The following is a 13,169-nucleotide window of genomic DNA, read 5'->3' on the forward strand; positions in this document are numbered from 1 at the left end:
AGATGACTACCCAGGCTTCCGCGCCGCCCAGCACCAAGTCGCAGGCGCTCCGCTCGTACGACGTCGCCGACTTCCCGGCCCTCACGGGCCTGGAGGAGGAGTGGCGCTTCACCCCGCTCAAGCGCCTGCGCGGGCTGGTTGGCGCGGCGCAGGCCGCCACCGGCACGGTCCGCCACGAGCACGGCGACCTGCCCGAGGGCGTGACCGTCGGGCGAATCGGCTCCGACGACCCCCGGGTGGGCAGCGTGCTCACCCCGGTCGACCGGGTCAGCGCGCTGGCCTACGGCGGGGCCGGTCAGGCCCTGCTGGTCCAGGTCGCCCGCGACGCCGTGGTCGCCGAGCCGGTGAGCCTGCGGGTGGTCGGCGAGAGCGCCGAGGGCCTGGCCTTCGGGCACACCTTCGTCGAGGTGGGCCGGTTCGCCGAGGTGACCCTGGTGGTGGAGCACGTCGGTTCGGCCACGCTGGCCGACAACGTCGAGGTGGCCGTGGCCGACGGGGCGAAGCTGACCCTGGTCACCGTCGCCGACTGGGCCGACGACGCCGTCCAGGCCCAGCACCTGCGGGTCCGGCTGGGCCGCGACGCGAAGGTGGTGCACGTCCAGGTCTCCCTCGGCGGCGACCTGGTCCGGCAGTACACCTCGGTGGAATACACCGACCGGGGCGGCGAGGCCGAGCTGTACGGCCTCTACTTCGCCGACTCGGGGCAGCACCTGGAGCACCGCCAGCTGGTCGACCACACCGTGCCGGACTGCCGCAGCTACGTCGGCTACCGGGGCGCCCTGCAGGGCGAGAGCGCGCGCACCGTCTGGGTGGGCGACGTGCTGATCCGCGCCGAGGCGACCGGCACCGACACGTACGAGATCAACCGGAACCTGCTGCTGACCGACGGCGCGCGGGCGGACTCCGTACCCAATCTGGAGATCGAGACCGGCGAGATCGCCGGCGCCGGTCACGCGAGCGCGACCGGCCGCTTCGACGACGAGCAGCTGTTCTACCTGATGGCCCGGGGCATCCCGGAGTCCGAGGCGCGGCGCCTGGTGGTGCGCGGCTTCTTCGCCGAGCTGATCAACAAGATCCCGGTCGAGTCGCTGCGTGAGCGCCTGGGGGACGCCATCGAGGCCCGGCTCAGCAAGGCCGGCGCCTGATGATCCGCCTCTGCTCCACCGAGGACGTGCCGAAGGGCACGGTGGTCAGCGCGGACGTCGACGGCACCCCGATCGCGCTGGTGCACGGCGAGGACGGCGTCTTCTACGCCGCCTACGACGAGTGCTCGCACGCCGCGGTCGCCCTCTCCGAGGGGGAGGTCTCCGGCTGCACGCTGGAATGCTGGCTGCACGGATCCCGTTTCGACCTGAGGACCGGCGAGCCGACCGGGCTGCCCGCCACCGAACCCGTTCCCGTCTATCCCGTCGAAGTCCGAGACGGCGACATCTACGTCAGTCTCACGCCGAGCAATGGAGTGACCCGATAATGAGCACCCTGGAGATCCGCGACCTGAAGGTGTCGGTCAAGCTGCCCGAGGGTGAGCTCAAGCCGATCCTGGCCGGTGTCGACCTGACCGTCCGCTCGGGCGAGACCCACGCGATCATGGGCCCGAACGGCTCCGGCAAGTCCACCCTGGCCTACTCGATCGCCGGCCACCCCAAGTACGAGATCACCGGCGGCTCGGTGACCCTCGACGGCGAGGACGTGCTGGCCCTTTCCGTGGACGAGCGGGCGCGCGCCGGCCTCTTCCTGGCCATGCAGTACCCGGTCGAGGTCCCCGGCGTCTCGGTGGCGAACTTCCTGCGTACCGCCAAGACCGCCATCGATGGCCAGGCGCCCAAGCTGCGCACCTGGGGCGGCGAGCTGCGCGGGGCCATGGAGCGTCTCCAGATGGACCCGGCGTTCGCGCAGCGCAACGTCAACGAGGGCTTCTCCGGCGGTGAGAAGAAGCGACACGAGATCGTGCAGCTGGAGCTGCTCAAGCCGAAGATCGCGATCCTCGACGAGACCGACTCCGGCCTCGACGTGGACGCGCTGCGCGTGGTCAGCGAGGGCGTGAACCGCGTGCGCGACAACGGCGACACCGGGATGCTGCTGATCACCCACTACACCCGGATCCTGCGCTACATCAAGCCGGACTTCGTGCACGTCTTCGTCGCCGGCCGGATCGTCGAGCAGGGTGGCCCGGAGCTGGCCGACAAGCTCGAGGAAGAGGGCTACGAGCGGTACGCCGCCGGAGCCGGCGCGGCGCGGGCCTGAGTCCTCTCGAAAGAATGGGTGGGCCGGTCGACATGACTTCCATCGCGATCCCGTCGGGGATGCCGCAGTACGACGACGTGCCGCGTTACGACGTGGCGAAGGTGCGCGCCGACTTCCCGATCCTCGACCGGGAGATCAACGGGCACCGGCTGGTCTACCTCGACAGCGCCAACACCTCGCACAAGCCGCGGCAGGTGCTCGACGTGCTCGGCGAGCACTACGCGATGCACAACGCCAACGTGTCCCGCTCGGTGCACACCCTGGGCACCGAGGCCACCGAGGCGTACGAGGGCGCGCGGGCGAAGATCGCCGCGTTCATCAACGCGCCGAGCGTGGACGAGGTGGTGTTCACCAAGAACTCCACCGAGGCGATCAACATCGTGGCGTACGCGTTCTCCAACGCGTCGCTGCGGCCCGACGCCGACCCCCGGTTCCGGCTGGGCCCCGGCGACGAGGTGGTGATCTCCGAGATGGAGCACCACTCGAACATCGTGCCGTGGCAGCTGCTCTGCGAGCGCACCGGCGCGACCCTGCGCTGGTTCCCGGTCACCGACCAGGGGCGCCTGGACGAGTCGGGGCTGGAGGACCTGGTCACCGAGCGGACGAAGATCGTCTCGCTGGTGCACACGTCCAACATCCTCGGCACGGTCAACGCCACCTCGCGGATCACCGCGCGGGTGCGCGAGGTGGGCGCGCTGCTGCTGCTCGACTGCTCCCAGTCGGTGCCGCACATGCCGATGGACGTGGTCGACTACGACGCCGACTTCATCGTCTTCACCGGCCACAAGATGTGCGGCCCGACCGGCATCGGCGTGCTCTGGGGCCGGGCGGAGCTGCTGGCGGCGATGCCGCCGGTGCTGGGCGGCGGGTCGATGATCGAGACGGTCACCATGGCCCGCTCGACGTTCGCCGCGCCGCCGGCCCGGTTCGAGGCGGGCACCCCGCCGATCGCCGAGGCGGTCGCGCTCGGCGCGGCCGTCGACTATCTCGCCGGCATCGGGATGCGGGCCATCCAGTGGCACGAGAAGGAGCTGACGGCGTACGCGCTGGACGCCCTCGCCACGGTGCCCGGCCTGCGGATCTTCGGGCCGGCCGTGCCGGTGGGCCGGGGCGGCACCATCTCGTTCGCCCTCGGCGACATCCACCCGCACGACGTCGGGCAGGTGCTCGACTCGCTCGGCGTGCAGGTGCGCGTCGGCCACCACTGCGCCAAGCCGGTCTGCACCCGGTTCGGCGTGCCGGCCATGACGCGGGCCTCGTTCTACCTCTACACCACCACCGGGGAGATCGACGCCTTGGTGGCGGGCCTGGAGCAGGTGCGGAAGGTGTTCGAGTGAGCGGCGACGCAGGAGCCCGCGGATCGACGGGAGTTCAGCCTGATGCAGCTTGAATCTCTTTACCAGGAGATCATCCTGGACCACTACAAGCACCCGCACGGTCGCGGCCTGCGCGATGCGGACGCCCCGGACGCCCGGGTCGCCGAGGCGCACCACGTCAACCCGACCTGCGGTGACGAGGTCACCGTCCGGGTGGCGACCGACGGTGACGTGCTGCACGACGTCTCGTACGACGGCATGGGCTGCTCGATCAGCCAGGCGTCGGCGAGCGTGCTGCACGAGCTGCTGGTGGGCCGGGGCGCGGGCGACGCGTTCCGGGTGCACGAGGCGTTCGTCGAGTTGATGTCCGGCCGTGGCCAGGTCACGCCGGACGAGGACGTGCTCGGTGACGGGGTCGCGTTCGCGGGCGTCGCCCGCTACCCCGCCCGGGTCAAGTGCGCGCTGTTGCCGTGGATGGCGTTCAAGGACGCCGCGGCACGCGCCGGTGTGGGCGTGAGCCCGACGGAGGTTGAGGCATGAGCAGCGAGGACACCGCCACCGCGGCGACCCCGGCGACCGAGGGCGCGGGCGCCCCGGTCGGGGAGGCCGCCGCGTCGGCGGCCAAGGGCAAGGCCGCTGTCGCCGACGTCGAGGAGGCGATGAAGGACGTCGTCGACCCCGAGCTGGGCATCAACGTGGTCGACCTCGGCCTGGTGTACGGCGTGCACATCGGCGACGACAACGTCGCCACCCTGGACATGACGCTGACCTCGGCGGCGTGCCCGCTGACCGACGTGATCGAGGACCAGGCCCGGCAGGCGCTGACCACCGGACCGGGCGGCGGCCTGGTCGACGACATCCGGATCAACTGGGTGTGGCTCCCGCCGTGGGGGCCGGACAAGATCACCGACGAGGGGCGCGACCAGCTCCGCTCCCTCGGCTTCAACGTCTGACCGGCCCCGAGCCGGTACCCGTCGAGCGCGCCGTCCCCTTCCAGGGGCGGCGCGCTCGACGCGCTTCTGCCGACCGACGACTGCGGCCACTTCGCCGATGACGACGAGGGTGTCCCACTGCCGCAGATGACCCGGCGTGTGCGGGGACGACGTTTCTTCCACGTTGCGTGTTCGGGCGGAGCCGACACCAGGTGTGATCCGCGTGACATTCTCAATCGACAGTTGTCACCGTTCATGTTGAGGAGACGGCACATGCGATCTCGGTTGATCTCCGTCGCGTCCGCGCTGGCGCTCGTCACGGGTGGCTCGGCGCTGGCGTTGCTGCCGGCCGGCCCGGCCAGTGCGCACTGCAGCGGGCACGGCACCCACCCGGATCTGTACAGCGGGGGTGCCATCTCGTTCGGAAACGGAACCAACATCCGCGCCTATCCGCACGTCGACTGCGGCAGTCGCGGACTCGGTTACCCGAGCCAGGGGATCGACGTCCACTGCGCCACCTACACCAACGCGCTCTGGATCTTCCTCCGTAACACCACCACCGGGGTCAACGGATGGTCCCGGCTGGACGCCCTGAACGTCTCGGAGCCCACCACCATCGCCGACTGCTCGAGCGCGGTCGCGACGCACCAGCTGGCCTGAACGCCCACCGCCGGCACCCGTCGTAGCCGGCGAACGCCGGGAAACCGGTGGCGGCGGGCGGGGCGGTGAAGCAGGATCGGCGCGTGATCGAGACGTACCCGGTGCACAACCTCCCCGTCGCCGCGGCCACCGCCGCGCGCCGACAGCGGACGTCGTCCGGCCGCGTCCCGGTCCGCAGCCGACCGTCGTGACCGGCGCGTTCCTGGCCGGCCTGGTCGCCGGCTACGGCGTCGCCATCCCGGTCGGCGCGATCGCCGTCCTCATCCTCGGGCTCAGCGCCCGCACGTCGTTCCGGGTCGGCGCCGCCGCCGCGTTCGGGGTGGCCACCGCCGACGGGCTCTACGCCGCCGTGGCGGCCCTCGGCGGGGCCGCCGTCGCCGGGTTCATCGCCCCGGTCGCCGGGCCGCTGCGGCTGGCCGCCGCGCTGGTGCTGCTCCTTCTCGCCGGCCACGGCGCCTGGCGCGCGCTGCGTCCCCGCGCCGCGACCGGTGCCGCCGGCGTCCGCCGGGGCATGGACACCCCGGTCCGCGCCTTCACCGGCGTGCTCGCGCTGACCCTGCTGAACCCCACGACCGTGGTCTACTTCGCCGCGCTCGTGCTGGGCCGCACCGACCGCGCCGGGGCGGATCCGCTCGCCGCCGGTCTCTTCGTGCTCGGCGCGTTCGTCGCCTCGGCGAGCTGGCAGCTGCTGGTCGCCGGCGGGGGCTCCCTGGTCGGCCGGGTGCTCACCGGCCCGCGCGGTCGGCTCGTGACGGCGCTGCTCTCCAGCGCGATCATCGCCGCCCTGGCCGTGGCGATGCTGCTGCCCGGCTGAGCCCGGGTCGGTCGCCGCCGCCCGGCCGGGCGGCGGCCCGCCGCCGCGAGCCCACCCACGGCGGTGGACCGGCGTTGCCGTGCCGTAGGTTCGGCGTATGAGCAGCCGACCCGCAGCCGGAGGCGGCCGCTGGGTCGAGGTCGACCCGGCCCGGGTCGCCCGCTGGGTCGAGGGCTTCGCCGACCGGCACGGCCCGCCCACCACCACCGTCCAGGCGTACGGGCTGCTGCTCGCCGCCGCCGACGGCGCGACCGCCGAGCTGCACATCCCGCCCGGCGCGCCCGCCGCCGCCGACCTGCCGGGCTTCGTGGTTGCCGCGACCGCGCCCCGGCGGCTCGGCCTGCTGCTGGCCCGCAAGGGCGCGGTGGCGGTCGGCGTGGCGGCGGGGGAGAAGCTGACCGTCTCCAAGGTGGACACCCGCTACGTGCAGGGGCGCACCGCCGCCGGGGGCTGGTCCCAGCAGCGCTTCGCCCGGCGGCGCGACAACCAGGCGAAGGCGGCGCTGGGCGACGCCGCCGACCTGGCCGTACGACTGCTGCTGCCGGAGGCCGCGTCGCTCAGTGCGCTGGTCTGCGGCGGCGACCGGCGGGCCGTCGACACCGTGCTGACCGACCGGCGCCTCGCCCCGCTGGCGGCGCTGCGGGCCGAGCGGCTGCTCGACGTGCCCGAGCCCCGCCACGCCGTGCTCGTCGACGCGATCCCCGCGGCCCGGGCGGTCCGGATCCTGGTGCGCGACCCCGCACCGTCCTGACCCGGCGCACTAGGCTGGGCGTGACGGTCGGGGAGGGGGCCAGGATGGCGGAGACGGCGGCCGACGTCGCCGTGGTCGGCAGCGCCGACCCCCACGACGCCGCAGCCGGGGACGTCGACTCCCGCGACGACGCGGTCGGGGAGAGCCTGGGTGACCGGATCAGACGGCTGCGCCTGGCCCGTGGCCTCACCCAGCAACAGGTCGTCGGCTCCCGCTACACCCGCGCCTACCTGGGCGCCGTGGAGTCGGGGGCCCGGATGCCCAGCCCCGAGGCGCTGGCCCACTTCGCCGACCGCCTCGGGTTGGCGGTGGACGACCTGCGCCACGGTCGGCCGGCCAACGCGGCCGCCCAGCTCGCCGCCGAGCAGGCGGCGGCCCGCCGAGAGCTCTCCGCCGGCAGGTTGGACGCCGCCGAGCGGACGTTGACCGGGATACGCCGCCGCGCGGAGCGCTACCGACTGTCCGAGCTGGCCGGTTGGGCCGGATACCACCTGGCGGAGGCCCAACTGCACCGGGGGCGCACCGAGGACGCCGCCACCCGGTACGACGAGCTTGCCGACCAACTGCCCGACGACTGCCCGGCGCTGCGCGCGGCGGTGCTGGCCCGGCAGGCGTACTGCCTGCTGGTCGCCGGGGACGCGCCGCGGGCGGTGGCGCTCCTGGAGGGCGGCCTGCGGGCCCTGCGGGCGGCGCCGCCGGTGGACGCCGACGCCGAACTGCGGTTGACCAACGCGTTGATGTACACGTTCCTCGAGCTGAGCTGGCGGGAGCGGGCCCGGCGGTTGGAGCGGGAGGTGACGCCCCTGCTCACCCGGGCGACCAACCGGGAGTGGGTGGCGCAGTTCCACGCCGTCGCCGGGCAGTTGCGTCGCGACGGCGAGCTGGACGAGGCGGACCGGCACCTGCGGGAGGCCGTCCGCCGCTACACCGAACTGGGGCTCACCCGGGAGATCGGCCTGTGTCACTGGGCCCGTGGCTACGTCCTGCTGCGGGCCGGGCGGCCGGGGGAGGCGGGGGCGCAGCTGCGGCGCGCCCGGGAGACGCTGGGCGACGTCGGCGCGGTGCTCGACCACGCCGGGGCGACGCTGGAGCTGGCCGAAGCGCGCCGGCGCGAGGGCGCGCTGGACGAGGCGGCCGACCTGGCCGAGGAGGCGGCCCGGGCGGCGACCGCCAGCGACCACCGCGAGATCATGGCCGAGGCCGACCGGGTACGCGGGCTGGTGCGGGCCGCCCAGGGCGACGGCGACCAGGCCCGGCGGCTGCTGCTGCGGGCCGTCGACCGGTACGAGCGGGCAGGACTGATGGGCGACGTGGTGATCACCTGCCGCCATCTCGCGGAGCTGTTGCTGGCCCGGGCGGAGCGGGACGAGGCGGCGGCGGTGCTGCGCCGCGGCCTGCGCGCGGCGGAGCGGCTGTCGTGAGCCGGCCGGAGCCCGTCGTGGCGGGTGCGGCGGCGAGCGGGCTGGGCGCGCGGGTGCAGCGGCTGCGCGCGGAACGGGGGCTCACGCAGCGCGCCCTGGCCGAGCCCCGCTACACCGCGGCCTACGTCTCCGCCGTGGAGAGCGGTCGCCGGGTGCCCTCCGCCGAGGCCGTCGCCCACTTCGCCGAGCGGCTCGGCGTCACGTCCTCGGACCTGGCCACCGGCCGCTCGCCGGCGGAGGTGGTGCGCCTGCGGCTGCGGCTGGCCGAGGCCGACCTGGCCGGGTCGGTCGAGGAGACGGCCGCCGTCTGCCGCGAGGTGGCCGGGGCCGCCGCCGAGCTGGCCGAGCCGGTGCTGGAAGCCCGGGCGCGGCTCGGCCTGGCGGGCGTGGCACTGCGCCGCGACGAACGCGGTGCCGCGTCGGCCCAGCTCGACCGTGCGGAGGCTCTCCTGGCGGGGGCGCCCCCGCACGTGCGCGCCGAGGCGGCGGTAGGCCGGGCCGGGCTGGCCTACCAGGCCGGTGACCCGCGCTACGCCCGCTACCTGCTCACCGAGGCGCGGGACGCGCTGCTGCGCGCCGGGTACCCGGATCCGTCGGTCCTGCTGGTCCTGCACGCCGAGCTGGTGCGCTGCCACGTCGCGCTCGGCGACGAGGGGGCGGCGGCGGAGGCCGCCACGCGGGCCCTCGCCCTGGCGGTGCTTCCCGCGCCGGCCCCGGTCGCCGGTCTGCACCTGAGCGTCGCGTCCTCGTTGCTCGCGTCGGGATGGACGGCGGAGGCGGCCGTCGCCGCCGAGCAGGCCCGCCAGGCGGCCCGGCAGGTCGCCATGCGGTGGCTGCTGGCGTGCTGTCACCGGGCGCGGGGGCAGGGGCGCCGGGCGGCCGGCGACCTGGCCGGTGCCCTCGCCGACCTGGCGCGGGCGCACGCGGTGCTGACGGACGCCGGGCAGCCGGCGCTGGCCTGCGAGGTCGGGGTGGAGCTGGCGGAGGTCTACCACGCGCTGGGCCAGCCGGCGCGGGCCGAGGCCCTGTTGCGCGACGCCGTCGACCTCGGCGGCGACCCGGTGGTGGCGGCCCGCGCCGACCGGGTGCGCGGCCTGCTGCGCGACGACGACAGCGACCGGGCGGGTGCCGAGCGGCACCTGCGGGCGGCGCTCGCCGGCTACCGGGCGGCCGGGCGGCGCCGGGAGCTGGCGTCGGTGGTCCTGCTGCTGGCCGACCGGATGCAGGCGTGGGGCCGCCCCGACGACGCGCTCGACCTGCTCCGCGAGGGGCTGCACCAGGTGGAGCAGCTCGGCGAGCGGGTCGCGGTGCCGCGCGCCACGGCCTGAGCCCCCGGCGACGGGTACGCCGCCGGGGGCCCTTCCGCCGGGCCGCCGGGCCGGCCCGTCTGCGGGCCGGTCGCCGCCCGTTCGTCATCCCCTCGGCGGGCGGGCGACCGGTCCACGTTCGTGCGTCAGTCCCGGGCCCAGAGCGCCGGCGCGTTCGGCGGCTCCCAGCCGGGCTGGGCGGTGTGCGCCTGCAGACAGCGGTAACCGACGCCGCCGTAGGTGACCCGGGCCCCGGCCGGGTACGCGGTGCCGGCCGCCCACGTGCCGCCGGGGGCGGTGCCGGTCGGGGTGGGAGTGGGACCGGAGGTCACGTTGAGGACGAAGTCGAAACTCGCCTCCCGGACGCCGTTCACCGTGCGTACCGTCATCAGCAGCGCGGGGTCGAAGAGCGTGTCCGTGCTGTTGCGGGGCTCGCCGGGGAAGTACAGCTGGGTGGTGAGCACCGGCCGGTTCGGCGCCTGCGCCTTGACGTGGATGTGCCGCGTCCGCCCGGGATAGAGGCCCGGCACGATCGTGCTGAGCCGGTACGCGCCCGACGCGTCGGTGAACTGGTGGCCGCGCAGCCGGTAGCCGACGTTGTCGTAGCCGCCGTTGGTGTCGGCCTGCCAGAAGTCCAGCAGCACGTCGGGCAGCGGCCGGCAGTCGAGTCCGAAGACGTGACCGGTGACGGTGAGTCGGGTGCCGACCGTGCCGGCCTCGACCAGCGAGGCGCGCCGTGGTGAGTTCGGCTTGAAGTAGGGACCCTCCATCTGCGCCGGCGTCGGGTCGTCGCCGTCGTCGCAGTACGGGGTGAGGGGCGGCGCCGACGCGGGGTCGGCCGTCCTCGCGCCCATCGCCCGGGAGGCGCCGGCGACGAGGAACGGGGCGGGCAGGGCGAGTGCCGCCGCCCGCAGCACGCTCTTGCGCGTCACGCCGCCGTGGGGGCGGGCATCGTCTGGCTCCCGTGCGTCGCTGGCTGCACCGTTCATGGCGTTCCTCTCGTGGGCAACGGGTGTCGGGGCCCGGCCGGCCCGGGAACTCCCGGCACACCCGGGCGGGCCGGCACGGCCGGCGACCCGACGCTATTGACGGACGTCGGGGTGCGTCGATGTGTCAGCCGGCGGGATCGTGGTGTTTTCCGCCGTGCCGGCGGAACGCGCCGGGGGAGTCGCCGGCCTCCCTGCGGAAGAACCGGCAGAAGTAGGCGGGGTCGGCGAAGCCGAGCCGGTCGGCGATCGCGGCCACGGTGAGGTCGGTGCGGGTCAGCAGGCGCTTCGCCTCCAGGACCCGGGCCCGGCGGATCAGCCGGGCGGGGGTGGCGCCGGTGGCCAGTGGGACCGCGTCGTTGAGGTGGCGCACCGACACGCCGATGCGACGGGCGTACGCGCGGGGAGGCTCGCCGACGAGGTCCGGTTCGCCGAGCAGCTCCTCGAAGCGGCGGGCGATCGCGACGGCGCGCTGGTTGCGGGTCCCCGGCTCGGGCGGCGGGCCGGGGGGCGGACCCGTGGGTCGGGACCGGTGCACCTCGGTGAGCAGCAGGTGCAGGTAGGCGCGCAGGGTGCTCGCCCGGCCGGGCCCGCCCCGGCGGTACTCGGCCGTCGTCCAGCGCATCAGGGTGGCGATCCGTCTCGCCTGCGCGTCGTCGCGCGGGCGCCAGGAGCGGTGCCTCGAGCGGTGCAGCGCGTCGCGGTCGGCCGAAAAGGTCAGCAGGAACTCGGCGGCGCAGAGCAGCACGTGCCCGCGTAGGTCGCGCTGGTCCTGCCAGTGGTGCACCTGGCCGGGCGTGACGACGAACAGGTGTGGCGGCCGGACGGGGTGGGCGTCGAGGTCGATGACGTGCGTGGCCCGCCCGTGGGTCACGTACACCAGCTCGTAGAAGACGTGCCGGTGCGGGAAGTCGGCGCGGGAGAGCGGGCCGATCTCCTCGAAGGACCCGACGGCGAAGGGCAGCTCGTCCGGGGCGGGTACCGCCAGGTCGTGCCGGGGCAGCGCCGGTGCCGGGCCGGTCACGGAGCTGGGCGCCGGGGAGGGGGTGGCCGGCCCGGGGGTGGGTCGTGCCGGGACGGTCCGGGTCTGGCGGTCGTACGGGCGCGGCGGGGACACGGGCGGCTCCGTTCGCAGTGGAGGGACGGATGGCGATCGATCGCTGCCTGTATTGACGGCGTCGGATGTCTAACCTACGGTGAGCGCAACACAGTTAACAACATTTGTTGTTCCGTCTGTAGCGCACCGCGCGATCCCGCTGTCCGGCACTTCCGTGCCTGATCAGGCGGGCCTGAACCGACCCTCCACATCGTCCTGACCGCGAGGAGACCCCCATGCTCCGACGTCCAGCCACCGTGGCGGCAACTACCCTGAGTGCTGCCGCTCTGGTGCTGACCATGGCCCTGGCCACCCAGGCCGGCGCCGACACCACCCCCACCTCGACCACGCCGGCCGCCGGTTCCGGCAACGTCGCGCCGGAGATGTTCGCCGCCCTGCAACGGGACCTCCGGCTGACCCCGGACCAGGCCCGCGCCCGCCTGGCGGTCGACGATCGCGCCAGCCGCGCGCAGCAGGTGCTGCGGAGCACACTCGGCGCCGGCTACGGCGGCACCTGGGTCACCGCCGGAGGTGCCGCCGTGGCGGTCGGCGTCACCCCCGCCGCCGACGCCGGTCCCGTCCGCGCCCTCGGCGCTGTCCCGGTCCCGGTCACCTACGGCGAGGACACCCTGCACGCGGCGGTCGACCGGCTGAACCGCCGGGCCGCCGCCGCGCCGGCCACCGTGGTCGGCTGGTACGCCGACCTTCCCGGCAACTCCGTCGTGGTGCTGGCCCGCGACGGCGGCTCGGCCGCGGCCCGGTCCTTCGCCGCCGCGGCGGGTGTGCCGGCCGGCGCGGTGCGGGTCCAGGCCAGCTCCGAGAACCCGAGGCCGTACGCCGACGTGATCGGTGGCAACGCCTACTACACCGGCAGCAGCCGGTGCTCGGTCGGGTTCTCCGTCAACGGCGGGTTCGTCACCGCCGGGCACTGCGGCCGGACCGGCGCCCGCACCTCCCAACCCGGTGGCACCGTCCGCGGCTCCACCTTCCCGGGTCGTGACTACGCCTGGGTGCAGGTGGACGCCGGGAACACCCCGCGCGGGCTGGTGAACGACTACCGCGGCGGCACGGTCCCGGTGGCGGGCAGCGTCGAGGCAGCCGTGGGGGCGGCGGTCTGCCGGTCCGGCTCCACCACCGGCTGGCGCTGCGGCACCATCCAGCAGAAGAACGCCTCGGTGACCTATCCGGAGGGCACGGTCACCGGGCTGACCCGGAGCAACGCCTGCGCCGAGCCGGGCGACTCCGGCGGCTCGTGGCTCTCCGGCGACCAGGCCCAGGGGGTCACCTCGGGCGGCTCCGGCAACTGCACCACCGGCGGGACGATGTACTTCCAGCCGGTCAACGCGATCCTCGCGGCGTACGGGCTGACCCTCGTCACCGCCGGCGGCCCCGGCCCGACCCCCACCCCGACCTCGACCGGCAACCCGCCCGGCGGCACGACCTGGCAGGTCGGCACCGGGTACGCCGCCGGCGCGACGGTGAGCTACGCGGGCCAGTCGTACCGCTGCCTGCAGGGACACACCGCCCAGCCGGGCTGGGAGCCGCCGAACGTGCCGGCGCTCTGGCAGCGGGTCTGACCGCCGCCGCTCCGCACGCGTACGCCACGGGCCCGGTCACCGACCGGGCCCGTGGCGTCGTCCGT

14 protein-coding genes are annotated in these 13,169 nt (G+C 74.8%); 12 read left to right on the forward strand and 2 right to left on the reverse strand.

Annotated features, from left to right (window positions below; all coding sequences use genetic code 11):
• Positions 1-2: 2 nt before the first annotated feature.
• The 11 genes from sufD (at position 3) to AB0883_RS17730 (ending at position 9,466) form a co-directional block, all read left to right on the forward strand.
• Positions 3-1,145, forward strand: coding sequence for a Fe-S cluster assembly protein SufD (sufD, locus tag AB0883_RS17680; RefSeq protein ID WP_366642191.1), 1,143 nt, complete (start codon positions 3-5; stop codon positions 1,143-1,145).
• Positions 1,145-1,471, forward strand: a complete 327-nt coding sequence (locus AB0883_RS17685; protein WP_358090412.1) for a non-heme iron oxygenase ferredoxin subunit — start codon at positions 1,145-1,147, stop codon at positions 1,469-1,471. Before sufD ends, AB0883_RS17685 begins: the two co-directional genes overlap by 1 nt.
• A complete protein-coding gene (sufC, locus tag AB0883_RS17690; protein ID WP_088999375.1) occupies positions 1,471-2,244 on the forward strand; it encodes a Fe-S cluster assembly ATPase SufC in 774 nt (257 codons plus the stop codon). The genes AB0883_RS17685 and sufC overlap by 1 nt, the downstream gene beginning before the upstream one ends.
• Before the next feature lie 32 nt (positions 2,245-2,276).
• Positions 2,277-3,581, forward strand: a complete 1,305-nt coding sequence (locus tag AB0883_RS17695) for a cysteine desulfurase (RefSeq protein WP_366642192.1) — start codon at positions 2,277-2,279, stop codon at positions 3,579-3,581.
• 42 nt (positions 3,582-3,623) lie between these two features.
• Positions 3,624-4,100, forward strand: a complete 477-nt coding sequence (gene sufU / locus AB0883_RS17700; RefSeq protein ID WP_366642193.1) for a Fe-S cluster assembly sulfur transfer protein SufU — start codon at positions 3,624-3,626, stop codon at positions 4,098-4,100.
• Positions 4,097-4,513 carry a metal-sulfur cluster assembly factor gene (locus AB0883_RS17705; RefSeq protein WP_366642194.1) on the forward strand — a complete coding sequence of 139 codons (417 nt, stop codon included), beginning with the start codon at positions 4,097-4,099 and terminating at the stop codon, positions 4,511-4,513. Before sufU ends, AB0883_RS17705 begins: the two co-directional genes overlap by 4 nt.
• A gap of 252 nt (positions 4,514-4,765) precedes the next feature.
• Positions 4,766-5,152 carry a hypothetical protein gene (locus tag AB0883_RS17710; protein WP_366642195.1) on the forward strand — a complete coding sequence of 129 codons (387 nt, stop codon included), beginning with the start codon at positions 4,766-4,768 and terminating at the stop codon, positions 5,150-5,152.
• A 187-nt stretch (positions 5,153-5,339) separates the two neighbouring features.
• A complete protein-coding gene (locus AB0883_RS17715; protein WP_366642196.1) occupies positions 5,340-5,966 on the forward strand; it encodes a LysE family transporter in 627 nt (208 codons plus the stop codon).
• Between the two features lie 97 nt (positions 5,967-6,063).
• Positions 6,064-6,717, forward strand: a complete 654-nt coding sequence (locus tag AB0883_RS17720) for an acVLRF1 family peptidyl-tRNA hydrolase (RefSeq protein ID WP_366642197.1) — start codon at positions 6,064-6,066, stop codon at positions 6,715-6,717.
• 44 nt (positions 6,718-6,761) lie between these two features.
• Entirely contained in the window at positions 6,762-8,138 is a 1,377-nt protein-coding gene (locus AB0883_RS17725) for a helix-turn-helix transcriptional regulator (RefSeq protein WP_366642198.1), read from the forward strand.
• Positions 8,135-9,466, forward strand: a complete 1,332-nt coding sequence (locus AB0883_RS17730; RefSeq protein WP_366642199.1) for a helix-turn-helix transcriptional regulator — start codon at positions 8,135-8,137, stop codon at positions 9,464-9,466. Before AB0883_RS17725 ends, AB0883_RS17730 begins: the two co-directional genes overlap by 4 nt.
• Before the next feature lie 125 nt (positions 9,467-9,591).
• Here the strand turns inward: AB0883_RS17730 and AB0883_RS17735 are convergent, their stop codons facing one another.
• On the reverse strand, positions 9,592-10,377 hold the full coding sequence (locus AB0883_RS17735; protein ID WP_366642200.1) for a carbohydrate-binding protein: 786 nt from the start codon (positions 10,375-10,377) through the stop codon (positions 9,592-9,594).
• A gap of 181 nt (positions 10,378-10,558) precedes the next feature.
• Positions 10,559-11,548, reverse strand: a complete 990-nt coding sequence (locus AB0883_RS17740) for a helix-turn-helix domain-containing protein (RefSeq protein WP_366642201.1) — start codon at positions 11,546-11,548, stop codon at positions 10,559-10,561.
• A 215-nt stretch (positions 11,549-11,763) separates the two neighbouring features.
• Between AB0883_RS17740 and AB0883_RS17745 the strand changes: the two genes are divergently transcribed.
• Positions 11,764-13,104 (forward strand): carbohydrate-binding protein, encoded by a 1,341-nt coding sequence (locus tag AB0883_RS17745; protein ID WP_366642203.1) that lies wholly within the window; start codon positions 11,764-11,766, stop codon positions 13,102-13,104.
• Positions 13,105-13,169: the final 65 nt, after the last annotated feature.

The sequence above is a fragment of the Micromonospora sp. NPDC047812 genome, from assembly GCF_040704175.1.
GTDB lineage: Bacteria > Actinomycetota > Actinomycetes > Mycobacteriales > Micromonosporaceae > Micromonospora.

What these genes read in the sequence shown, in the direction of transcription:
- AB0883_RS17695 (WP_366642192.1), top strand. Translation starts at nt 2,277, where the DNA reads ATGACTTCCATCGCGATCCCGTCGGGGATGCCGCAGTACGACGACGTG.
- AB0883_RS17685 (WP_358090412.1), top strand. Translation starts at nt 1,145, where the DNA reads ATGATCCGCCTCTGCTCCACCGAGGACGTGCCGAAGGGCACGGTGGTC.
- sufD (WP_366642191.1), top strand. Translation starts at nt 3, where the DNA reads ATGACTACCCAGGCTTCCGCGCCGCCCAGCACCAAGTCGCAGGCGCTC.
- AB0883_RS17705 (WP_366642194.1), top strand. Translation starts at nt 4,097, where the DNA reads ATGAGCAGCGAGGACACCGCCACCGCGGCGACCCCGGCGACCGAGGGC.
- AB0883_RS17720 (WP_366642197.1), top strand. Translation starts at nt 6,064, where the DNA reads ATGAGCAGCCGACCCGCAGCCGGAGGCGGCCGCTGGGTCGAGGTCGAC.
- sufU (WP_366642193.1), top strand. Translation starts at nt 3,624, where the DNA reads ATGCAGCTTGAATCTCTTTACCAGGAGATCATCCTGGACCACTACAAG.
- AB0883_RS17745 (WP_366642203.1), top strand. Translation starts at nt 11,764, where the DNA reads ATGCTCCGACGTCCAGCCACCGTGGCGGCAACTACCCTGAGTGCTGCC.
- sufC (WP_088999375.1), top strand. Translation starts at nt 1,471, where the DNA reads ATGAGCACCCTGGAGATCCGCGACCTGAAGGTGTCGGTCAAGCTGCCC.
- AB0883_RS17710 (WP_366642195.1), top strand. Translation starts at nt 4,766, where the DNA reads ATGCGATCTCGGTTGATCTCCGTCGCGTCCGCGCTGGCGCTCGTCACG.
- AB0883_RS17725 (WP_366642198.1), top strand. Translation starts at nt 6,762, where the DNA reads ATGGCGGAGACGGCGGCCGACGTCGCCGTGGTCGGCAGCGCCGACCCC.